At 34.1% G+C, this 22,026-nt stretch carries 22 protein-coding genes; 4 read left to right on the top strand and 18 right to left on the bottom strand.

The annotated features are described in order from the left end of the window. Window position 1: 1 nt before the first annotated feature. The 6 genes from cydD to COE49_RS09750 form a co-directional block, all read right to left on the bottom strand. Window positions 2–1,717, bottom strand: a complete 1,716-nt coding sequence (gene cydD / locus COE49_RS09775) for a thiol reductant ABC exporter subunit CydD (RefSeq protein WP_088230582.1) — start codon at window positions 1,715–1,717, stop codon at window positions 2–4. Then, complete coding sequence (gene cydB, locus COE49_RS09770) at window positions 1,717–2,733, bottom strand: cytochrome d ubiquinol oxidase subunit II (RefSeq protein ID WP_088230583.1); 1,017 nt, start codon at window positions 2,731–2,733, stop codon at window positions 1,717–1,719. The genes cydD and cydB overlap by 1 nt, the downstream gene beginning before the upstream one ends. Then, window positions 2,720–4,123, bottom strand: coding sequence for a cytochrome ubiquinol oxidase subunit I (gene cydA, locus COE49_RS09765; RefSeq protein WP_088230584.1), 1,404 nt, complete (start codon window positions 4,121–4,123; stop codon window positions 2,720–2,722). The genes cydB and cydA overlap by 14 nt, the downstream gene beginning before the upstream one ends. 604 nt (window positions 4,124–4,727) lie before the next feature. Beyond that, window positions 4,728–5,783 (bottom strand): LLM class flavin-dependent oxidoreductase, encoded by a 1,056-nt coding sequence (locus tag COE49_RS09760; protein ID WP_088230585.1) that lies wholly within the window; start codon window positions 5,781–5,783, stop codon window positions 4,728–4,730. A 76-nt stretch (window positions 5,784–5,859) separates the two neighbouring features. Further along, window positions 5,860–6,303, bottom strand: a complete 444-nt coding sequence (locus COE49_RS09755; protein WP_088230586.1) for a MarR family winged helix-turn-helix transcriptional regulator — start codon at window positions 6,301–6,303, stop codon at window positions 5,860–5,862. A 381-nt stretch (window positions 6,304–6,684) separates the two neighbouring features. Continuing rightward, entirely contained in the window at window positions 6,685–7,224 is a 540-nt protein-coding gene (locus COE49_RS09750) for a DUF4352 domain-containing protein (RefSeq protein ID WP_088230587.1), read from the bottom strand. A gap of 421 nt (window positions 7,225–7,645) precedes the next feature. Between COE49_RS09750 and COE49_RS09745 the strand changes: the two genes are divergently transcribed. Further along, on the top strand, window positions 7,646–8,389 hold the full coding sequence (locus COE49_RS09745; RefSeq protein WP_088230588.1) for a siderophore biosynthesis protein: 744 nt from the start codon (window positions 7,646–7,648) through the stop codon (window positions 8,387–8,389). Window positions 8,390–8,468: 79 nt separating this feature from the next. On the opposite strand, the gene COE49_RS09740 is transcribed toward COE49_RS09745, so the two are convergent. After that, complete coding sequence (locus COE49_RS09740; RefSeq protein WP_088230589.1) at window positions 8,469–9,017, bottom strand: DUF4865 family protein; 549 nt, start codon at window positions 9,015–9,017, stop codon at window positions 8,469–8,471. Window positions 9,018–9,137: 120 nt separating this feature from the next. Here COE49_RS09740 and COE49_RS09735 point away from each other — a divergent pair, with 120 nt between their 5' ends. Continuing rightward, the gene (locus COE49_RS09735) at window positions 9,138–9,926 is read left to right on the top strand and encodes a LysR family transcriptional regulator (protein ID WP_088230590.1); all 789 of its coding nucleotides are present in this window, start codon (window positions 9,138–9,140) and stop codon (window positions 9,924–9,926) included. A 102-nt stretch (window positions 9,927–10,028) separates the two neighbouring features. On the opposite strand, the gene COE49_RS09730 is transcribed toward COE49_RS09735, so the two are convergent. The 7 genes from COE49_RS09730 to COE49_RS09700 form a co-directional block, all read right to left on the bottom strand. Next, window positions 10,029–10,982, bottom strand: a complete 954-nt coding sequence (locus COE49_RS09730) for a branched-chain amino acid ABC transporter permease (RefSeq protein WP_141556626.1) — start codon at window positions 10,980–10,982, stop codon at window positions 10,029–10,031. 49 nt (window positions 10,983–11,031) lie between these two features. Next, entirely contained in the window at window positions 11,032–11,892 is an 861-nt protein-coding gene (locus tag COE49_RS09725; RefSeq protein ID WP_000382808.1) for a branched-chain amino acid ABC transporter permease, read from the bottom strand. Window positions 11,893–11,914: 22 nt separating this feature from the next. Next, complete coding sequence (locus COE49_RS09720) at window positions 11,915–12,616, bottom strand: ABC transporter ATP-binding protein (protein WP_088230593.1); 702 nt, start codon at window positions 12,614–12,616, stop codon at window positions 11,915–11,917. Next, window positions 12,594–13,367, bottom strand: coding sequence for an ABC transporter ATP-binding protein (locus tag COE49_RS09715; RefSeq protein ID WP_088230594.1), 774 nt, complete (start codon window positions 13,365–13,367; stop codon window positions 12,594–12,596). The genes COE49_RS09720 and COE49_RS09715 overlap by 23 nt, the downstream gene beginning before the upstream one ends. A 90-nt stretch (window positions 13,368–13,457) precedes the next feature. Then, window positions 13,458–14,675, bottom strand: coding sequence for a substrate-binding domain-containing protein (locus COE49_RS09710; protein ID WP_098252243.1), 1,218 nt, complete (start codon window positions 14,673–14,675; stop codon window positions 13,458–13,460). Between the two features lie 292 nt (window positions 14,676–14,967). After that, window positions 14,968–15,885 carry a CobW family GTP-binding protein gene (locus COE49_RS09705; protein WP_088230596.1) on the bottom strand — a complete coding sequence of 306 codons (918 nt, stop codon included), beginning with the start codon at window positions 15,883–15,885 and terminating at the stop codon, window positions 14,968–14,970. A gap of 104 nt (window positions 15,886–15,989) precedes the next feature. Beyond that, a complete protein-coding gene (locus tag COE49_RS09700; protein WP_098945886.1) occupies window positions 15,990–17,432 on the bottom strand; it encodes a flavin monoamine oxidase family protein in 1,443 nt (480 codons plus the stop codon). A 197-nt stretch (window positions 17,433–17,629) separates the two neighbouring features. Between COE49_RS09700 and COE49_RS09695 the strand changes: the two genes are divergently transcribed. Beyond that, the gene (locus COE49_RS09695; RefSeq protein WP_098945885.1) at window positions 17,630–18,574 is read left to right on the top strand and encodes an L-lactate dehydrogenase; all 945 of its coding nucleotides are present in this window, start codon (window positions 17,630–17,632) and stop codon (window positions 18,572–18,574) included. Between the two features lie 109 nt (window positions 18,575–18,683). Continuing rightward, the gene (locus tag COE49_RS09690) at window positions 18,684–18,968 is read left to right on the top strand and encodes a YesK family protein (protein ID WP_088230599.1); all 285 of its coding nucleotides are present in this window, start codon (window positions 18,684–18,686) and stop codon (window positions 18,966–18,968) included. 121 nt (window positions 18,969–19,089) lie between these two features. Here COE49_RS09690 and COE49_RS09685 read toward each other — a convergent pair whose 3' ends face one another. The 4 genes from COE49_RS09685 to COE49_RS09670 form a co-directional block, all read right to left on the bottom strand. Then, window positions 19,090–20,103: an AI-2E family transporter gene (locus tag COE49_RS09685; protein WP_098882949.1), complete on the bottom strand. Its 1,014-nt coding sequence runs from the start codon at window positions 20,101–20,103 to the stop codon at window positions 19,090–19,092. 308 nt (window positions 20,104–20,411) lie between these two features. Next, a complete protein-coding gene (locus tag COE49_RS27610; RefSeq protein ID WP_071712481.1) occupies window positions 20,412–20,552 on the bottom strand; it encodes a hypothetical protein in 141 nt (46 codons plus the stop codon). 126 nt (window positions 20,553–20,678) lie between these two features. Beyond that, window positions 20,679–21,281, bottom strand: coding sequence for a nitroreductase family protein (locus tag COE49_RS09675; RefSeq protein WP_098882950.1), 603 nt, complete (start codon window positions 21,279–21,281; stop codon window positions 20,679–20,681). A gap of 54 nt (window positions 21,282–21,335) precedes the next feature. Next, complete coding sequence (locus COE49_RS09670; RefSeq protein WP_098882951.1) at window positions 21,336–21,986, bottom strand: DsbA family oxidoreductase; 651 nt, start codon at window positions 21,984–21,986, stop codon at window positions 21,336–21,338. Window positions 21,987–22,026 lie beyond the last annotated feature (40 nt).

The raw sequence follows: 22,026 nt of genomic DNA, 5'->3' as shown, positions 1-22,026 counted from the left end.
TCTACTCCCTCCCTTTCCTATGAAAATGTAATGTCTCATTTTCTAAAAGTTCTTCATATGTTCCACTTTCTTCAATCTTTCCTTTATTTAAAATGAGAATATGGTCCATTTGTTTCATCCAATGCAGACGATGTGTTGCGAGAAATACTAATTTACCTTTAAATAGACGTAACATTGCTTGCTTTATTTCAAATTCAGTTTCAATATCAAGATGCGCCGTAGGCTCGTCTAATAAAATAATTGGTTTTTTACTTAAAAGTGCACGTGCCATAGCAACACGCTGTTCTTGTCCGCCGCTAAGCATACGTCCACCTTCTCCAATTCTCTCATTCATCCCATTTGGAAGTGATGCAACGAGTGAACGGAGACCCACTTCGTTAATAACTCTTTCCACTTCTTCATCAGTTGTATTTGTTTCATAGAAACAAATGTTATCTTTTAATGAAAGCGGAAAAATATAAGGTTGCTGCGGAATATAAGCAATGTTTTTTTGCCAAGCCGCACGAGTAGTTCCGTCCATGTTCACACCATTTACTAGCATCTTCCCTTTAGATGGAGCTAAAAATCCAGCCAACACATCAATTATCGTCGATTTTCCAGCTCCACTTTCACCAATGATGCCAATAGCACCGTTACCTTTCCAAGTAAAATCAATTCCTTCTAATATCGCCTTATCAGATTCATCGTTATTTACTTTTATAGCTTGTAACTTTAAGCTACTCGAAGAATCCCATGTAACCTCTACATTTGAATCCTTTATTTCCATTGCCTTTTGTCGCTGTAAAATCCCTTCAATTTGCTCCATAGCCAGTTGTCCATCTAAAGTAGCATGATAATTCGCTCCAACTTGCTTGATGGGAAGAAAATATTCCGGAGCTAAAATTAATATAGTAAGAGCAGGCAATAAAAGAATCGTTCCGTCTATTAAACGAATTCCTAAGCCTACTGCTACAAATGCGATTGATAAACTCGTAAAGAAATCTAATGCAAAAGAAGAAAGAAAAGCAACTCGCAAAGTTCGCATCGTCGCTTTTCTATATCTTTTACTTACTTTTTCAATCTTTCCTTCGTGCTGTTTACTTTTTCCTAAATACTTTAATGTTTCTAATCCTTTTAACGTATCTACAAAATGATTAGAAAGTACACGATACGTCTCATATTGACTATCAGCCATTTTCTGCGCTGCTAATCCTAGAAGAATCATAAATATGATCACAATCGGAATCGTTACAACTAAAATGATTCCAGATTCAATATCTAGCGTAAAAACATATAAAACAATTAGGGCTGGAACGATACTACTTCTAATCATTTTAGGAATTGTTAATTCAATATATGTTTTAAATTTCTCAATCCCTTCAATCGACAAGGTAACCAGATGACCTGTTCCGACCGTTTGAACATACCTTGGACCTAATGTGAAATATGCCTCTATTAACTGTTTTCTTAGTAACGCCCCTGTTTTTTCAGCAAAACGTTCCACTACTATTTGTGATATTCGAACTAATATTTGACGCGCTACAAACGAGATACCAAAATAAACAATTTCACTTAACACTGTTTGTACTGTCTCTCCATGAAATAAAAATGTAATAGCGCGCGCTAAAAAGGTTGTTAATGCAAGAATACTAAAAGCTTCTAAAATACTAATAATCGTTAACGCTACATATAAAATACGGCTACCGGGATAAGACGGAAGTCCTCTTTTTCTTTTCATTAGTACTCCAAATCGTTGTCTGACTTAACAGGTTGTCTAAATACATAATAACTCCATATTTGACTTCCGATAACGAAAGGTAAAATAGCAATCGCAAAGTAAGTCATAAGTTTTAATGCATAAGCCCCTGATGCTGCATTGTAAATTGTCAAATCATTCATCGCTCCTAAAGAGCTAATCATAACACGTGGGAACATACCGATAAATACACTCGCACTTAGTAAAATGATTGTTAAACTCGTCATAAAGAAAGCCCAACCATCTCTTCTTCTTTTATTTAATACAGTAGACATTAATAGTGCTACAAAAGCTCCAATTGGCACCATAATCCATTCTGTTCCATGAGCAGTGAAAATATCGGTTTTCCACAACCCTATACCAGCAAAAATAAGAAGCGTAATTAATGAAAATGGTGCAATTTTTATTGCAGCAATTCGTGCACGTTCTCTCAATTTACCAGTTGTACGTATTGTAAGGAATTGTAATCCGTGAACAATACATAGTAGAAGGAACATCACTCCTCCAAGTAACGCAAATGGATGAAGTAATTGCAGGAATCCCCCTACAACATTTTTACTCTCATCAATAGGTACACCTACCATAAAGTTTGCAATTGCAACTCCCCAAAGGATAGGAGGTAACATACTTCCTATAAACATCCCCCAATCCCATGCACTCTTCCATTTATGATTATCTATTTTTGCACGGAACTTAAAGGAAACCCCTCTTAAAATTAAGGCAAGTAGCATAAAGACAAATGGAATATAAAAACCACTAAATAAAGTTGCGTACCAGTGCGGAAATGCCGCAAACATAGCGCCACCAGCACAAACAAGCCATACTTCATTCGCGTGCCAGAACGGTCCAATTGTATTTAAATACACTCGTTTTTCAAAATCATTTTCCCCTAAAAACCTCGAAACCATTCCTACACCAAAATCAAAACCTTCCAGTACGAAAAATCCTACAAATAAGATTGCAATAACTATAAACCACAACTCATTAAGAGATAACATACTCTTCCTCCTTATCAAATGGATCATGGCTTTGATTATCCTTTTTCGTTTTCTTATTCGTATGACCTTTAATGATACGAACGAATAAGTAAACACAAATTCCACCCATAATTAAATACATTGATGTGAATGAAATAAGTGAGAATAACACTTCACCGAATGTTACATTTGGTGATACAGCATCTTCTGTTTTCATGACACCAAATACTACCCATGGCTGACGACCCATTTCAGTCATAACCCATCCGACAGTATTACCGATAAACGGTAGTGAAATTGCATACACCATTAATTTTAAATACCACGTTTTTTCAGCTAATCGATCTTTTCTTGATAAGAACCATCCGTAAGCTCCTAAAAGTAACATGAACGTTCCGCTCATTACCATCGCTCTAAAGCTCCAAAACATTGTATGTACTGGCGGAATATAATCCCCAGGTCCATATTTTTCTTCATATTGTTTTTGAATTTGATTCATACCTTCTACTTGACCGCTAAATTTATCGTATGACAATAGACTTAACATATAAGGGATTTGAATTTCAAACGAATTTTCTTTCTTCTCTGTATCAATTTTTGCAAATACCGTAAATGGCGCTGGATCCTCACTCGTATTCCATAATGCTTCAGCTGCCGCCATTTTCATCGGATGTGTCTTAATTAAATTTTGCGCTTGTGCATGACCGAAAAATAATACCAATGCTGTTGAAATTGTTCCAACAACGATAGAAACTCGGAAAGACTTCTTAAACACCTCAGTCTCTTGTTGTTTTGTAATTTTCCATGCACTAACACCAGCAATAAAGAATGCCCCTGTTGCAAGTGCCGCTGTAATTGTATGCGGGAATTGCACCCATAGTTGTGGGTTTTGAATAATCGCTAAGAAATCATTCATCTGTGCGCGACCATCTGCTGCCATTTCATATCCTACAGGTGACTGCATAAATGCATTTGCAGTTAAAATCCAAAACGCTGATAACATCGTTCCAATTGAAAGAAGCCAAATACATAAAAGGTGAATTTTCTTTGGTAGTTTATCCTCACCAAATACCCATAAACCTAGGAATGTAGACTCAATGAAAAATGCTAATAATCCTTCAATTGCAAGTGATGGACCAAACACATCACCTACGAAACGTGAATACGTTGACCAGTTCATACCAAATTGAAACTCTTGTAAAATACCTGTTACTACACCTACCGCAAAGTTTACAAGGAATATTTGTGTCCAAAATTTCCCCATCTTCTTATATACTTCTTGCCCTTTTACTACATACAACGTTTGCATTAACGCAATAATAAAAGCTAAACCAATGGACAGTGGAACGAACAAGTAATGAAATATCGTTGTTGATGCGAATTGTATTCGTGCCAATTCGAGCGTTTCCATGCTAAACTCACTTCCCTCATAGTTTTTATCATAAAAATTAATTGAGCACTCTTAATGAACTCAATTAATAAGAAATACGAAAAGATAAAATCATCCTGTATGTATTTTCATAAAATATGAAATTTCAGTTTTTCGAACTATTACACTTCTATTTTTTACCTTTTCACTATTTCTGTAGTGTTTTTATTCGTTAATCGAATTGTATAATATACTTACATAATAAATTCAGCTGATTTTTGACGTATTCTTGACATCATTTTGTCTGAAATATGTCTTTTGGTATTTTTTTGAATGATTTTTTTCTCATTAATAAAATGCATTTTTTGAATGTTAAACTTGCTTTTATATTAATAAAAACATTATTTTTCTCTTTATGTATTTGACTTCCCTTCAAAAAAATGTCCTTAGAGCCAACCAGAAAAAACACTATTTTTTTGTCAAGAAAAAAATATATTTTTAATATTCAATCCTATCATTTTGTTATTCAAAAATAGAAAAAAACTCCCTTTTCTCTAAACTAAAATTCATTTTTTTGTCACTTTTTCAAACGTAATACATACATAAAAAAATACCGAGAATCCATTCGATTCTCGGTATTTTCAAATTATTTCGCTGTATGTTTTCTAACAGCTGGTAAAATTTCAGTAGCAATTAATTCGATGTTTTTCTCAATTTTGTCAAATGGTACACCACCAAAATCGATTTGTGCCATAAAACGTTGTTGTCCAAATAATTCATATTGATAAAGCATTTTTTCAATAATTTGCTGCGGGCTGCCAATCATTAACGCGTCACGGTAATCTAGCGCATTTGTAAATTGTTGCTTCGGATATCCGCCTCCACGTAATGCAATCATTCCCGCATTAATGTGAGGATAATATTCACTTAGCGCATCCTGTGAATTTTCTGCTGTATAGAATAAACTCGTTGTTGCAATTGGTAAACTAGCTGGATCAAATCCACTTTGCGCAGCCGCCTCACGATAAGCATCTACTGAAACTTTAAAATTAATAGCTGGTCCGCCAAGTGTTGTTATCATCATCGGAACACCTGCGCGCCCCGCTTTTATTGCACTAGCTGGTGGACCACCAACCGCACGCCAAATTGGTAAGTTATTATTTTTAGCTCTTGGAATAATACCTGCACGTTCAAGTGGTGCTCTGAACTGCCCTTTCCATGTTACATTTTCTTCTTTATTAATTTTTAGTAAAAGATCCATCTTCTCTTCAAATAGCTCTTCATAATCATTTACATCGTAACCAAGTAAACTATATCCTCCAATGCGAGAACCACGACCAGCTACGATTTCAGCACGACCATTAGAAATTAAATCAATAGTCGCAAAATCCTCATATACTCGAACTGGATCTGATGTACTTAAAATTGTTGCAGAACTCGCTATTTTAATATTTTTCGTTGCTTGTGCAACAGCCCCTAAAATTACTGTGTGAGCTTGCGTTGTAAAATGCGTTTGATGACTTTCACCAACTGCAAATACATCAAGTCCAGCCTCATCCGCTAACTTAGCAGTTTCAATAAGCTCACGGATTCGCTCCCCTGCACTTAATTTTTTTCCATTATGCGGATTTAAAATATGATCCCCAATTGAATATAATCCAAACTCAATTCCTTTACTTGTATCCATACGGTATTTTTCCATAATTGCGCTCTCCTTTATTAATCGGTATTAACTTTTCTCTAATCACTTGATTAGTCAATTGATTCTGTAAAAAAAATTACTCACTCGGTAATTCTTTTTTTTCACTATGCTTATGAACTTTTGTCATCAACTCATAAAGTATTTTCTGCTCTTCTTCATTTAATACATCATCAAAAAATGATGATTGAAATGCAAGTTGTTCTGGCAATGCTCTTTCTAAAGCCCCTTCCCCTTGCTCTGTAAGACTAATGGTTTTCGTCTTCCAATCTTGTTTTCGTATAATATAACCTTCTTTTTCAAGGCGAGTTAACATTCGAGAAATACCACCTTGTGTAACAGTAACCTTCTCAGCTAACTCCATTTGCGTTAACGGCTGATAAGTCCGTATTTGTAAAAGTACATCAAATTGTGCTGTCGTTAAATCAAAACGTTTTAAAAACTCATTTGACATTTGATTACTTTGGTTCGTAAATCGTATTAAACGTAACCATATTAACGATCCTATTGTATTATCACGCATGATTCATCACTTCCTAGCGTTTATCTTACTATCACTTTACTACGCAAGTGATAGTAATGCAAGTGATAATTACATTTTTTTTATACAACTCAACTTATTTAAACTTGAAACAATAAGTTATATCGAAATGCATCACTCGTGTAGTGTCAGGTCTACTTGCCGTTCTCTACATCTCCATACAAAAAGGATTAAGCTCCAATGCCTAATCCTTATCATACATTTATTTTTGTTTTCCAAAACGGTATGTTTGAAATTCACACTATCTAACCTAATATTTTTGCCGTACCGTCATTTCATTCAAGCTTACCGTTTTCATTTAAAACTTGTATAGATTTGCATAAAAGACCCTTGTCTACACAAATCGGGCTTTTACGAGATAAATCATTTAAGTTTCACTTTTACTTCCTCTTTAGACATAACATCAGGTCTATAAATTAATTGAAGATTAGAATCACCTTTTTTCGCTTCAAATGTTATCGCTCCTGTTAACTTACCATTTGGATCTACATCATTAATTTTAAAAATATTTTTATTGCTAGTTGAAAATGTATGGTCAACAACACTTCCATCGCCTCTTTCAAGGTAAAAATCTAATGGGTTAATTCTAACTTTTTGATTACCAACATTCTCTACTGTAACATGAACAATAACAAACTCATTACCTTTTTCCAGCTTATCATATTCTGCCACTTGTGCTATTTGCACCTTATGGACTGTTAATTTTTGATCTCTAATTTGAGTAGTTTTTTCAACATTATATTCCCTTGTATCTTCTTTCTTCGCATCTTCTTTTTTTTCACTACTTTGCTCTTCCTTAGTATTATTTGATACGGTTTTAGCTACTTCTTCCTTCTCATCGCATGCCGATAAACTGAAAGCTAATGTCCCTGCTAGAGTGATTGTCCCAATTTTTTTAAACATAAATTCCCTTCCCCCAATATAAAAATGATAAAAACCCCAAAAAAACTATATATTATGATAACAGATGGACGAACAGCATGTTGTCATTTTGTGTCGAATATAGTAAAGCGATTTATAAGTATGAAGTATCACTTCACTCCTCGTCTTTTCGACGTATGATAAAATCTCAAAAATGAGATATCTACCTTACTTACGAATTCTTTCTTCTCGTAAAGTGAAACTTTAATCAGTGGAGGTTTTGTTCACCCCCCACTGATTATTAGCCCGACTCCCACCTTACTTCTTTGCTTCAGCCTAGAGGTGGGAGTTTTACTGCCTACAAATAGCGGGATAAATATGAGTATCTTAAAGTTTCAAATAAGAAAAAATTCAAATAATATGATAAAATTAAACAAAAAACTCGTATAAAGGTGGACAGGCCATGCATATTTCTAAACAATTTATAAAACCGTTTCCTGCATATGAAGAAGTATTTTATGATAATTTGGAACTGCATAAAAAACACTTTTTACCCATTTGCTCTATAAACTTACAATGTATTGAACCGGAATGGGACGAATGGTTACATATTGTGTCAGCAAAGGAAATTCACGAAGGGTGCGTTGGTGATTTCACCCAATCATTTCACACAAATTATACGAAAGCAGATACAATAGGCTTCGATGTCATTGATGGGAAATATAAATTCGAAGCAAATTGGAATTACTTTAAAATTGAACAAAATCATTCTGATATTATAGAAAAAGCCTACGAGTTTAATGAAAAAAACTATAAAATCCGTAAAGAATATTTCAATCGCAATCAAAAAATTTATCCTTATTCTAGTTTTGGAAAAGAATTTACATCTGTAGAATTATTAGAACAAGAGTTTGCTGAAAAACAAACAAATGGCTGGGGATTAAATTATCCCGAGGTAAATGGGTTCCTAAATGATATACGCTTTATGACAGAAGAAGGCAAAGAATTATTAGAAGACTGCGTTAACGAAGACGAAATTTTTGACTATACTAATCTTCTATATGTACCAAAAGATGAATATGGTCATCCCTTTACATATGTTGGATTTGTCACAGGATATTATTTTCAAGCTTATGGTGCAGATCGTGTATACTTATTCTTCAATAAAGAATTAAGAAAAGCAGTAATTTGTTTTGAGTATACATAAGATAATTAAGAAAAATCCATTTTGAACCTTTTTACTTTACTCAAAATGGATTTTTTTATAAATAAGCTATCTTTCATATCTACTGTGAAATGTGTAAAACCTCATATATTGTAATATCCTTCATTTCTTCAACTTCAGGCTTCTCTTCATAAAAATGAAACTGACTATATCCCCATTTATCCGGATTATATACTACCACATTTCCCAAGCAATTTTCTGTATTTTGGACATTATGATTCGAACTGTTAAATTGATTCCCAATCAATGATTCCTTTTGAGAAATACTCCCTACATATTCAACAGCATACCTACTTTTTTTAAACTCATTACTTAAATTAATCACTAAAGGGACACCTATATGTATTTGTTGCCATCCAAACGATTGTAAAATATTATCGTAATACCCTTCAAATATAAATTTGTTCATTCCTTCATGACTATTCCAAATATATAAAGGTGCATAACAGTTATAGAAATTCCCATCTTTACCTGCCTCAGTAATTAAATACGCCTTGAAATTCAGTTCTTGAAAACCATCTGTTTTATACCCATTATCCTTTACCCTTTTCTTAATAATCCCCATGTCATAATCCTTTGGTAAAATGACCTTATATTGCATTCCAATCATGATTATCACTCTCTTTCGATCTTATATATATAATGATAAGTCGACGACCGGCTGACGTAAAATAGGTATAAATTATGTTTGATATCATTTATAATGATACCAAACAAGGGGCTGAGATACATGGAAATTAATGATCTTATCATATTCAAAACTGTAGCCAGTGAGGGTTCTATTAGTAAAGCTGCTAAAGAATTAGGGTATGTTCAACCGAACGTAACGGAGCGTATTAAAAAATTAGAACAAGAGTTAGAAACTCCTTTACTACATAGAGATAACAAAGGTGTTTCTCTGTTACCTTCTGGTGACATTTTATTAGACTACACGAATAAAATATTAACTCTATTAGAAGAAGCCAAAAATGAAATTAAAGCGAGCGGTACTGCTTTTGTAATAGCGACGTCACAATCTATTTTGACAAGTTATTTAAGTAAGCGTATTAAAGAAAATTTCAGGAATTATCAAATATACATAGAAAGTAGTAGCCATTTACAAAAACTACTACAGCAACAAAAAGTTGATATGGTCATAACGTATGAGGATTATTCCGACGTAGCGTTTAAAAAAGTGTTTACTACATCAATTTCTGTAGGCTTATTAAAAACGAAAGAAAAGTATACCATTGACTATTCAAAGGAACTTTTTTTCGTAAGTAACGATAAGAAGTGTCCTTTTCGAAATAAGACAATACAATTTCTTAAAGAAAACGGTCTATCCCAGCATCAACTTCAACAATTGGATTCTTATTCGCTTATTGAAGAATTTATTAATGATGGAAAAGGAATAGCTTTTTTGCCGGTTAAAAATGATATATTAGTAACCATTGAAGATGTTCCCATAGAGAAATTAGCTGTTCATTTTTTTACGAATGGAAACTTTATAAAACATATCCCTGATGAACTATTTTATTAATAGAATTACTATGTTTACAGACTAACTAATTACCTACACCAATAAAAATCCCTCCTTCACTAATCGAAAGGAGGGATTTTTATATTATATACAATTGTTTTTTCACACGTTTTGCTCCACTCCTGCGCTTTTCTCCTTCTTCCTCCTTTTAAAGCCCTTCAACTTCTTAACCGTTCCAACTAATCCTTTCGGAAAAACTAGCAACACGATAATATACAATAAACCTAGCATAATCGTCCATCTTTCAAAAATCCGATACTCCGTCGCTAGTTCTGATAAATAATATTTCAGCGATTCAATTATGCCAGCTCCAGCAATGGCTCCTATTAACGTTCCAACTCCTCCAATCATTGTCATCAACAATGCATTTAATGTCATTTCAATTGAAAATACTGTCGTATTTACAAAGCGCAATGTGATAACAAATAACCCACCGCTAATTGCAGCTACTACTCCCGCCACTACACTCGCGATTATTTTATAATGAAGAACTTTGTATCCAAGCGCTTCAACACGTTGTTCATTTTGTGAGATTGCTTTCAATACTTTTCCAATAGATGATTTTGTGAAAAGACGTAACACAATGAAAATGATAATTAGACATATGAATGTTACATAATAAAATGTAAAACGATCACGAAATACATCTGGCACACCAAATGTAAAACCATCTCCCCCGTGGGTAAGCCCACGCCATTTTTCAGCAAGTACGAAAAACAACTGTGAAATAGCAAGTGTTAACATTGCATAAAAGTGACTTTTCAACCGTAAAGAAAGCAAACCGATTATATAACTAACAATTGCCGAAACGATAATTGCAGCTACAATTCCTATTAAAAAGTTCGTTATTGATACTCCTTGCCGATCAAATAAAAGCGCTACCCCATATGCTCCTATCCCAAAGAACATACAGTGACCGAACGATACAATTCCTGTATACCCAAGCAATACATCAAAACTCATTGCAAAAATAGCAAAGATGAAGATTTGAGTGAATAAAATTAACAGGCTCCGTGAATCATTTACGAATGGAAATACACTTAAACAAATGAGCATAATTACTCCGAAGTATACTTTAATTCGGTTCGATGTGCCGTTCACCATTTCACCCCTTTTCACCAACAAGTCCAGTTGGCTTCACTATTAAGAAAAATAGTAACATTAACATATTAATTGCGAGTGATAAATCTGGCATAAAATACGCTGTAAACGCACCGGCTAATCCAACAATTAAAGAAGCGATAGCTGAACCTTGTACGCTTCCTAACCCGCCAATTATTACTACAATAAAAGCTAAAATTGCATATTGCATACCCATTTCCGCGAAAATAACGCCTGAATATGGAGCAAGTAGGAATCCACCTAATGCCGCCATTCCTGCTCCTAATAAAAAAACGAAAGAAAATATAGCTTTTACATTAATGCCGAGCGCTTGAACCATCTCTTTATCCATTACACCAGCGCGGATCATAAGACCTATCTTTGTTTTTTTGAGTAATAATAGTAATGCAATGTAAATGAGTATCCCGATTACAATAACGAACAGACGATATTTAATTAATATAACGCCTCCGAATGTAAAGCTTCCTTGTAGCCATAAAGGTAATTTTGCGCTAATTGGATTGGGTCCCCAAAATATTTTGATACATTCACTTAGAACGAGCATTCCTCCGAGCGTAACGAGTAGTTGCCGAACATGATTTCCATACACAGGTCTGATAAGAAATCTTTCTAAAATAAAACCAAGCAACATTCCCATAGCTACTGCTCCAACTAACGCTAAGAAATAACTACCCGTCATATTAAATAACCAAACACCTGTAAAAGCTCCCCATGCAAATAAACCGCCATGTGCAAAGTTCAATACACTCATTAATCCGAAAATAAGTGACAGACCAGATGCTAATAAAAATATAAGCATCCCTGTTGAAACACCATTCACAAATAAGTTAATTAACACATCCACGTTCTATCCCCCCGTATCAATGTTAAGAAATACCTAAATATTTTTGACATGTTTCCTTATCCTCGCGTAATTCATTCATAAAACCGTTATGCACAATTCTCCCATTATCCATAATGTAAAAATAATCCCCAATTTGACTAGCCATCATAAAGTTTTGTTCAACAAGTAAAACTGTTGTTTTCTCTTTCATCTTCAAAATAGCTACCATTAGTTTCTCTACCATAATTGGGGCCAGTCCTTTACTCGGCTCATCAATTAGTAATAACCCATCACTATTAATAAACGCTCTTGAAATAGCCAACATTTGCTTTTGTCCTCCGCTCAAAAGGCCACTTTTTTTATTCCAAAACTCCTTTAAATCTGGGAATAGTTCAAGCATCCACTCTATTTTCTCTTCCTCTTCTTCTCCCTTTCCCCTAGCAAGAGCGAATGTTTCTTCTACGGTCAAATCATGAAAAATCCCTTGATTTTCTGGTACGTAACCTATCCCTTTCCTAGAAATCAAATGTGTAGATAATCCATTTACTTGTGTACTATCATAGTAAATTTCACCATCTGCAATCCGGTGAAACCCCATAACCGATCGCAATGTCGTAGTCTTCCCAGCCCCATTTCTTCCAAACAATACAGTAATTGTCCCTTTCTCAACAGAAAGAGATACCCCTTGTAAAATATGAAACTGATCTAAATACGTCTCTATATTATTTACTTGTAATAGTGCCACTATATAATCCCCCTAAATAAGCACTTTGTACACGCTCATCTTTCATAATTTCTTCCGGCAATCCTTCAGCCAATAATTCTCCATGAAATAAAACGATAAGATGATCTGACAAATCGATTACCATATCCATTTTGTGTTCAATAAGTACAATTGTGCTCTCTGGATGTTTCTTAATATTTTCAATCACTTGTAAAATAGCAGGTACCTCCTCAACTGATATACCTGCCGTCGGCTCGTCGAGTAATAACACATCCGTTTTCAAGGCCAATAACATCGCAAGCTCTAATTTTCTTTTTTCACCATGCGCTAAATCCTTCGCTAATACATTCTCTTTTTCGTGAAGTAATACTGTTTTTAAGAAACGCCTTGCCTCTCCAACTTGTTGCTTACGTTTTGCTGAACTTGGAAAGAAACTATAGTAATCTTGAACAAATGATTGAACACTTAAACGAACATTTTCAAGCACCGTTAACTCTGGGAATATATTCGTAAGCTGAAAAGAACGACCAATTCCTAAGCGTGTTCGATCTGAAATCGATAGGTTTGTAATATCTTGACCTTTAAAATACACTGCACCTTTTGATGGAGAAATCTGGCCACTTAGCAAATTAAATAATGTTGTCTTTCCCGCACCATTCGGCCCAATAATTGAAATGAGCTTTCCTTTTTGTACTTTTAAATTTACGTCTTTAATAACATGATGTTCACCGAAAGATACGCTAAGATTTTTCGTTTCTAGCAAATGCGTCACGAAATCCCTCCCTTTAAAGCTTTGAGTATGAAAGAAATACGTATAAAGAGGGTATCCCCTCTTTATACAAAAAACAACTGAAAATTCAGTCTATTTATTTTGAACTGGTGGTTCTGTCTCTTTCATTGTTAATTCTCTCTCTAAAACAGGCACTGGATAATCCACACCATCTTGCTTTTTCAATGTGATAGAATAAAGTGTCTGCATCGCTTGGTGGTCCTTCTCTCTAAATTTCATCTTTCCTTTCGGTGTATCAAATTCCATTCCTTCCATTTTCTTAATAAGCGTATCTACATCTGTATCACCTTTTGTTTTCTTTAAAGCTTCCACAATAGAAATTGCCGCTGACATTCCTCCTGCTGTAAATAAATCCGGCACTGCGCCATTAAAACGTTTTTTATGTTCTTCAACTAGCCAATCGTTCACCTTATTTTTAGGAAGTTTGTGATAATATACAGAAAAACCTTGCATTCCGACTAATGCATCCATCGTTTTTAATGCTGGTATATCTGGCGCACCAGTAGAAATTTTAATACCTTGCGCTTCCACATTCATATCTTTCAACTGTTTCCATGGTGAATTGGCACCTGCCCAAACGACAAATAAATAATCTGGTTTTGAGCTAATGATATTTTGAATATTCGCTGTGAAATCAGTTGAATTCGTATCTGCGTATTGCTCATTTACAATATTCGCACCTAATTTCTTCGCTCCCGCTTTAAATGCTGCAATTCCTTCACGACCGAAAGCATTATCCGGGGCAAACGTCGCAATCTTTACATCTTTTTTAGCAATTGAGGCAGCACCAGCAATCGCATCTTGTGAAGAGCTTCTTCCTGTTCTAAAAATATATTTATTCCAGTTTTTTCCAGTGATACTATCAGCAACTGCCGGTTCAACAACCATAATTTTTTCATATTCTTCAGCTAATGGTAATACTGCCAATGTATCACTTGAACTAGACGAGCCGACTAAAAAATCGACCTTCTCTTCTTCTAATAACTTCGTAGCTTTTTTAACTGCTACATCGGCTTTCGTTTCCGTATCTTCTACAACAAACTTAATCTTCTTTCCTTCCACTTTTCCCGTCCCACCAGTTGCATAATCTAATCCTAATTCAAACCCGTTCACTGTTTGTTTTCCATACGATTCTAGTGGACCTGTTAATGAAGCAAGAACCCCTACCTTAATCGTTTTTTCATCCTCAGTACTTGTCTTCTTACCTGAACAAGCTGCTGTTACCAATAGCGACCCTAAAACACAACCAGTAACCACCGTTTTTAGCCATTTACGTTTTTTTATCGACATTGTGATCCTCCCCATACTTTACTTTCTGATAGAATCAAACACGCCAAATTCCCCTGTCCGTAATCATGACTGTTTAACTTCAAAATTTGTATTGGAAAACTCTTGTAGTAAACTCTACATTCGGCATAAATCTATAATCACCTTCCTATTAAATGGAAACGGACATACAATCCATATATATTCCGCTGTTCAAATGAAATTACTGTTTCATTACAGGAATCATCACGAAAAAAACTGCAAATAATTAACTTAAGTTATTAAGTCAATTATTTGCAGCCTATCTAAAAAGCTCTTAATTACTTTCTACTTTCTCTAATCCTTCAACCAATTGCTTCTTATCTAACCCTTCCCCTATAACTACCAAATTAGTCGGGAAACCGAAATCTTGTTCCAATAAAGTTGGTACCCCGAACGAATATTGGAATAGATGAGGGTATTTATCTCCATGGAATTTCACAAAACCTTTCACACGATAAATACTATCTGGTAAATTCGAAAGCCATTCATATAATTTGTCTTGATCAATTGATTTCGTAAATTGATACGTCATCGTTTGTATATGTAGATGCTGTTTTACATGCAAGGTCTCATGTTCCCCATCATTCATAAATTCAGCTTCTTCTATATCTTTTAAAGATATATTACAATACTTTGTTTCAAACAATTTCGCATGATTATTTATAGCTTTTACTTCTTCAAGTACTTTGTTTTTATCTTCTTCTGTTAGTAAATCTGATTTATTAATTAAAATGTGGCTACCAAACTTCATTTGCTCATGCAATAACTGTTGCACATTTGCACTTAATATACCTCGATGTATCCATCTTACTGCATCTAAAACGACTACAATTGATTTCACTTCTAGGAAAGGTGCTAAAATTGGTGATACACATGCATCTAACACTTCAATTGGATGCGCAACACCTGTCGTTTCTATATAAATTACATCTGGTTTTTCTTGCTGATATAACGAATGCAATTGTATTTCAAGCTCTTCTTTTAATGTACAACAAATACATCCTTTAAGTAGCTCTCTTAAAACATTCTCTTTTCCAATAATATCTGTATCTACTGAGTATTCACCAATCTCATTCATCAACACGGCAACTTTTCTATTCTTCTTTTTCTCCGCTAACAATAAGTTTTGTAATAATGTTGATTTTCCGCTACCTAAAAAACCACCTAATATATGAATTTCTACTTTATTCATTCGACCGACCATCCATTTCTTTATTTCAAACGTATTCAAAGCGTAATAATTACGATTTATATTTATCATTTTATTAAAAGAATAGCAATTTGTAAATATAACTACTAGATTAACTGTTCATTTACTTCATGAGCAACTCTAATTCCAGACTCAATTGCTCCTTGCATCCATCCGTGTGTTAATGTCGTATGCTCTCCTGCAAAGTGTACCTTTCCAGCTGGCGGCGTAATATACGGAAATATCTCTAGCTCTTGCCCTGGTTCAAAAGCTGTAAATGCTCCGCAAGAATACGGATTTTGACTCCAGCTAAAAGATGCACCTGTAACAAACTCACTATAGACGATGTCACCATATATTTCCGCTAAATTTTTTAATACGTAACGAATACGTTCTCTTTGCGTGAGACTATCCCATGTTAACGCCTCATCTGCCCATGTATAACTAGCCAACATTACCGCTGGACCTGGCGTATGAAGCCCATAACTTGGATAGTATGTAAATCGAATCGGCAAATCTGTAATAGATTTGCCACCACACTGTCCCGTTCTCTCCCAAAATCTACTTTTAAACTCTATCGCAATTTTAGTCGCAGCTATGTAGTTTAATTCACGAATTGCCCGTCTTTTAAAATAAGAGAATAAATCATAAGGCTGAATCTCAACAAAACGTAACGCTGAAAATGGGATAGTAACAATTGCAACATCACCCGTGACTGTAGATTGCTCTAACGTTTGTTCATGGTTTACTTGCATCGTCACTTCGTTATCTTCTTGTATGATTTTTTCAACCTTATACTGCATAAATATATTTTCATTTAACTGCGGTAAAAAAGCTTTTGGTAATGCATCCATCCCGCCAGTTATCTCATAATATTTCGCCGTTGAAGTAAAGAAGATCATTTCCCGTAATACCTCAATTAAAGACATTCCCATATACGCTTCCATATCAAGAAGTACTCCAATCATATCTATTGCACCGTCTGAATAATATTCCGTTAAAAATGAACTAAGTGAGTATGTTTTATACTTTTTTTCAACAATAATCCAGTTATTATTAGGATCTTTTTTAATAAAATTAAGTATTGGTTCTAATATTTTTAACATTAATTTCTCTGCCGTTTTTCCTTTTTCGTTTTCTAAAACAGGATATTTAAGTACACTTGGATTTTCTTCAAACATACTCAATCTCGTTCTAATATGATTCGTATAAATTATATCCGAAGGAGTTTTATTAATAAAAAGATTTAACGGCAGTTTAAATTTACGAATGTACGCTAAAGTTAACTCATGAGTTTCAGGAATTCTCATCGGTCCAGCATTAAAATATAAGTCCGCACTAAATGGTTCACGAATCGTATATATTCTGCCACCTATTCGGTTATTTGCTTCTATAATCGTTATTTTATGACCCGCTTCTTTTAATAAAGATGCTGCGACTAAACCTGACATCCCTGCACCAGCAACTATAATTTGTTTTGGCTTTTGCGTTTTTACGAGCCCCGCATTGATAATATGAAGCATTTTTTCTATCGTTAACGGCTTCAGCATACCCTTTTCCCCTTTTGTAAAGGATTTTACTGAATTATATTCGGTTAACATGATTCCTATGTTTTTCATGTTATTGAGCGGATACATTTTCAATTACTTGAATATCTTTTATAAAATGTAATAAACTAGATATGACTATAGAAGTAAGACGTATTATCTTACATAATAAAATTAATGAAATTGCGAGGAATTTTGAAATGAAAAAAGGTATTAACCGTGTTGTATTAGTAGGAACAGGAGCAGTTGGATGTAGTTATGCGTACTGCATGATTAACCAAGCCGTAGCTGAAGAGTTTGTTTTAGTTGATGTAAATGAGGCAAAAGCTGAAGGGGAAGCAATGGACTTAAGTCATGCTGTTCCATTCGCACCTGCCCCAACTAGAGTATGGAAAGGCAGCTACGAAGATTGTAAAGATGCTGATCTTGTAGTCATTACGGCTGGATTACCACAAAAGCCAGGCGAAACACGTTTAGATTTAGTTGAGAAAAACGCTAAAATCTTTAAACAAATCGTTCGTAGTATTATGGATAGCGGATTTGATGGCATCTTCTTAATCGCAACAAACCCTGTAGATATTTTAACTTACGTAACTTGGAAGGAATCTGGTTTACCGAAAGAGCGCGTAATTGGTTCTGGTACAACACTTGATTCTGCTCGTTTCCGTTACATGTTAGGTGAATACTTCAATATTGGTCCACACAACATTCATGCTTATATTATTGGAGAACACGGCGATACTGAACTTCCAGTTTGGAGTCATGTATCAGTTGGTATCCAAAAACTACAAACGCTTCTTGACAGGGACAACACATATACGCAAGAAGATTTAGACAAAATTTTCATAAACGTTCGTGATGCAGCTTACCATATTATTGAGCGAAAAGGTGCCACTTATTATGGTATTGGTATGTCACTTCTACGTGTTACGAAAGCAATTTTAAACGATGAAAATAGTGTATTAACGGTTTCAGCATACTTAGAAGGTCAATACGGCCAAAAAGACGTTTATATCGGCGTACCTGCTGTTTTAAATCGCGGCGGTGTGCGTGAAATTTTAGAAGTAGAATTAAGTGAAGAAGAAGAATTAAAATTCGATCACTCTGTTCAAGTATTAAAAGAAACAATGGCTCCGGTTCTTTAATCTTATATTCCAAAAAGCAATCCAATTTATTTTGGATTGCTTTTTATATTTTTATTGTTCCCCCTCACTCTAAACCATAATATTATCCATAATAGAAAGGAGTGGTTTTATGAATGATTCTTGGACAATTGTAATCCTCTTATTGGCTATTTCATCCTTAATCCTTTTCCTCTTTTTAATCATCAGGACTCTATTTCCAACTCAAAAACATGACAAAAATCTCGGATTCATTCTACTTATTATTTGCTTATTAACAATACCGATAAGCATCTTCCTTATCGGAGGCTGGACAGGTATGGGAATTAGCATAATCGCAGTATTTCTTTTTACTGCTGTTACTATCGCTTTACTAGCCAATAAATTCATTAAACTTCCACCTGCTAAGAAAAAATAAAGTAAAACTTTAATCAGTAGCGTTCCGTCCGTCTTTACTATGTATTTGCTTCTGTCAATTAATATTTTTCAAGATAAAATAACCGATGTTTTCGCTCCTTGAAAACATCGGTTATTTTCTATTATTTTTTAATCGCTTCCTCATTCTTTACATCAAGTACATCTAAGAAAAAGATAAAGATTGGTATCCCGATAATAAGTCCCCATATTCCGAGGAAATACTCTGAAAAGATGAGTATCATAAATGTATAAAAGATTGGTAAATTTGTTTTCGCAGACATAAACTTCGGGTTTAAAAAATAACTTTCAAGAGCATGGATTACTGTAATGATCACAAGTATGTATACAACGTATATAACTCCGCCTACGTTATATGCAATGATACAAAGTGGAAACAAAGAAATAATCACACCTGCAACCGGAATCAATCCTAGTAGGAAAATCATAACAGCTAATACGAGTAGCTGTGGAAATCCTAAAACGATTAATGCAATAACAGTAAGAATACAATTTACAACCGCAATTAAAAACTGTGCTTCAATTACTTTACCGAACGATCTTGCAAATCTTTCACCAAAGTATGCAATCTCCTCATAAAAAATCTTTAACTTACTATCTTTAAACTTAGAAGTAAATGTAATAATACGCTCTTTTTCTAGTAAGAAAAATAAGCTTAAAATTAGAGACAATAATATTTGTAAACTTACCTTCCCTATATTTGTTATCGATTGATATATAACATCTACACCTTGTTCTATATACTTTGATACTTCCATTCCATTAATTGTCGAAAGTGCATATTTAATAATTTCATTATCAGGTGGGTTTTGAAAAAACAACTTAAATTGATAAATCAACTGTGAAATTTGTATCGTTAGTACAGGTAAATATTTATACAATGTCGTGCCGATAAAGGAAACTAATATTATATATAAACATGCGATAACAATTTTTCGATTCACATTCAATTTTTTTGATATAAAACGTTGAAACCGATCCATTAAAAATGTCAGTATAAACGTAATTAATATTAAATTAATCATACTTTTTAATCCGTATAATACAAGCGCTACTATTATTAACACGAGAAAACGTTGAAACCCTCTACTTCGAAAAAAATTTTTCACTTCATTCATTAAAAATTAACCTCCCCCTTCAACGGATGGAAATTGGCTATATTACAAAACGTACTTATTCATTGTAATACTATTACATTTTATGAACTTATATAGACAATCTTTCTTACTAATTGGAAAGAATCCTTTTTTTCTTTTCATATTGTTAGATTCTTTCGAAATCAGCCCAGCAACATATTTCTGTGAAGTTCATTTTTTTCGTATAATCTATTACAGCTTAGGTGATTTTTTATTTTTCGGCTGCTGTTCAGAGAGTTATATTCCCCGTAACTCTCTAGACAAAATGCTAAATAAAAAACTTAATTACTTCAATCTAATCGGTTCTTTTTTTGCATTTGCTTTGCTAATAATTCCTTTACTTGGTTATAAGTTAACCCTGAATTTTTATTTAAACGCTTTACTTCCTCAACATCAGTACCTACCACTGTATATTTTTTCTCATTACCCATGTTTCCACTTCCTTTTTCATCAGTTTATTTCTTATATTCCTTCCCTAAATACACATAAATTAACACCCATACAAAAAAGGAAGCTGCTTCTAAGCACAACTTCCTTCTCGTTTTATATTCTATTTTTTAATAAAATTTCACTACGTCTTCAGTAGGTAAAAATGTTCTTTCTCCCGGTTGTTCATTTGGTTCACCAAATGGCATTTGTCCTACTAAATTCCACTTAGCTGGAATGCTCCAAGTCTCTTTTACTTCTGCGTCTACGATTGGATTATAATGTTGTAATGACGCTCCGATTCCTTCAGCAGCTAATAGCATCCATACAGTATGTTGTAACATTGCATTTCCTTGATGAGACCAGAATGGGAACTGCTCTTTATATAATGGAGCGTTTTCTTGCATCTTTTCTACTGTCGCCTGATCTTCAAAGAATAATACAGTTCCTACACCTGTATGGAATCCTTTTAGCCTTTCTACAGTCGCTTCAAAGTTTTCTGCTGGTACTCGTGATCTAAGCGTTTCTTTTACAATATCCCAAAACTTTTCATGTTCTCCATCCATTAATACGACCATACGGCCACTTTGCATATTGAATGAAGTTGGTGCATGTAAAGCTGTTTTTAAAATTTCTTCAATTCTTTCTTTCGTAATTGCATCGTTTTTTGTTACTTTACGAATTGAACGGCGGTTCACGATCGCTTCTTTTAAATTTGTTGTAGTTGCTGACATGGTAATTCCTCCAAATGTATGTTTTTTCATTTTAGTTATTTCATGATAAACAAATTAGCAATATCCATCCGTATTACATTGCATGCCCTCAAATGAATTTATTTTATCCTTTTCAATTTCTTTATCAATGACTCTTTCTAGCGTTTCTTTACTCGCAAGCCCTTGAATGACTTCATCTCCAATCATAATAGTTGGGACAGCCATAATGTTTGCTTCATCATATGCGTGCTGAATTGCTTCTTGATGTTTTTCTTTATATTTACGAGTTACTAAAGCATCTTTAAATTCAGCTTCAGGAAGACCTACTTCTACCGCTAATTTTGTTAACACATCAATATCTTCAATGTTTTGTTCCTCTTGGAAAAATGCTGTGAATACACGGTGATGATATTCATTTCCTAGTCCATGTTCTTTCGCAAATTGGCATCCCTCAAAAGCTAAATGTGTATATGGATGCGGAGAAACACGTGGTAGACGCATTTCAATTCCTAATTTCTCCGCTGTAGGACGAATGAACGCATCCCATGAACCTAATTTATCTGGTTCGTTCCAAGGATCTATTTTTGAATATGGACTTGGACGTAATTCAAATGGCATCCATTCGATTTCTACATCTTTCGCTTTCGCTACTTCATCTAATGGACCTTTTGCTAAAAAACAAAACGGACATATAAAATCTGAGTATACTTTCATTTTTACAGTCATAATTTTTACACCTTACCTTCATTGTTGTAATCAAAATAGT

Source organism: Bacillus sp. AFS029637, assembly GCF_002584985.1.
In the GTDB taxonomy this organism is placed as follows: Bacteria; Bacillota; Bacilli; order Bacillales; family Bacillaceae_G; genus Bacillus_A.
This window is presented reverse-complemented; position numbering and strand designations above follow the sequence as displayed.

Excerpts from the sequence above, each read along its gene's own strand:
- cydD (WP_088230582.1), bottom strand. The coding sequence starts at position 1,717 with ATGAAAAGAAAAAGAGGACTTCCGTCTTATCCCGGTAGCCGTATTTTA.
- cydB (WP_088230583.1), bottom strand. The coding sequence starts at position 2,733 with ATGTTATCTCTTAATGAGTTGTGGTTTATAGTTATTGCAATCTTATTT.
- cydA (WP_088230584.1), bottom strand. The coding sequence starts at position 4,123 with ATGGAAACGCTCGAATTGGCACGAATACAATTCGCATCAACAACGATA.
- COE49_RS09760 (WP_088230585.1), bottom strand. The coding sequence starts at position 5,783 with ATGGAAAAATACCGTATGGATACAAGTAAAGGAATTGAGTTTGGATTA.
- COE49_RS09755 (WP_088230586.1), bottom strand. The coding sequence starts at position 6,303 with ATGCGTGATAATACAATAGGATCGTTAATATGGTTACGTTTAATACGA.
- COE49_RS09750 (WP_088230587.1), bottom strand. The coding sequence starts at position 7,224 with ATGTTTAAAAAAATTGGGACAATCACTCTAGCAGGGACATTAGCTTTC.
- COE49_RS09745 (WP_088230588.1), top strand. The coding sequence starts at position 7,646 with ATGCATATTTCTAAACAATTTATAAAACCGTTTCCTGCATATGAAGAA.
- COE49_RS09740 (WP_088230589.1), bottom strand. The coding sequence starts at position 9,017 with ATGATTGGAATGCAATATAAGGTCATTTTACCAAAGGATTATGACATG.
- COE49_RS09735 (WP_088230590.1), top strand. The coding sequence starts at position 9,138 with ATGGAAATTAATGATCTTATCATATTCAAAACTGTAGCCAGTGAGGGT.
- COE49_RS09730 (WP_141556626.1), bottom strand. The coding sequence starts at position 10,982 with ATGCTCATTTGTTTAAGTGTATTTCCATTCGTAAATGATTCACGGAGC.
- COE49_RS09710 (WP_098252243.1), bottom strand. The coding sequence starts at position 14,675 with ATGTCGATAAAAAAACGTAAATGGCTAAAAACGGTGGTTACTGGTTGT.
- COE49_RS09705 (WP_088230596.1), bottom strand. The coding sequence starts at position 15,885 with ATGAATAAAGTAGAAATTCATATATTAGGTGGTTTTTTAGGTAGCGGA.
- COE49_RS09700 (WP_098945886.1), bottom strand. The coding sequence starts at position 17,432 with ATGCTGAAGCCGTTAACGATAGAAAAAATGCTTCATATTATCAATGCG.
- COE49_RS09695 (WP_098945885.1), top strand. The coding sequence starts at position 17,630 with ATGAAAAAAGGTATTAACCGTGTTGTATTAGTAGGAACAGGAGCAGTT.
- COE49_RS09690 (WP_088230599.1), top strand. The coding sequence starts at position 18,684 with ATGAATGATTCTTGGACAATTGTAATCCTCTTATTGGCTATTTCATCC.
- COE49_RS09685 (WP_098882949.1), bottom strand. The coding sequence starts at position 20,103 with ATGAATGAAGTGAAAAATTTTTTTCGAAGTAGAGGGTTTCAACGTTTT.
- COE49_RS27610 (WP_071712481.1), bottom strand. The coding sequence starts at position 20,552 with ATGGGTAATGAGAAAAAATATACAGTGGTAGGTACTGATGTTGAGGAA.
- COE49_RS09675 (WP_098882950.1), bottom strand. The coding sequence starts at position 21,281 with ATGTCAGCAACTACAACAAATTTAAAAGAAGCGATCGTGAACCGCCGT.
- COE49_RS09670 (WP_098882951.1), bottom strand. The coding sequence starts at position 21,986 with ATGACTGTAAAAATGAAAGTATACTCAGATTTTATATGTCCGTTTTGT.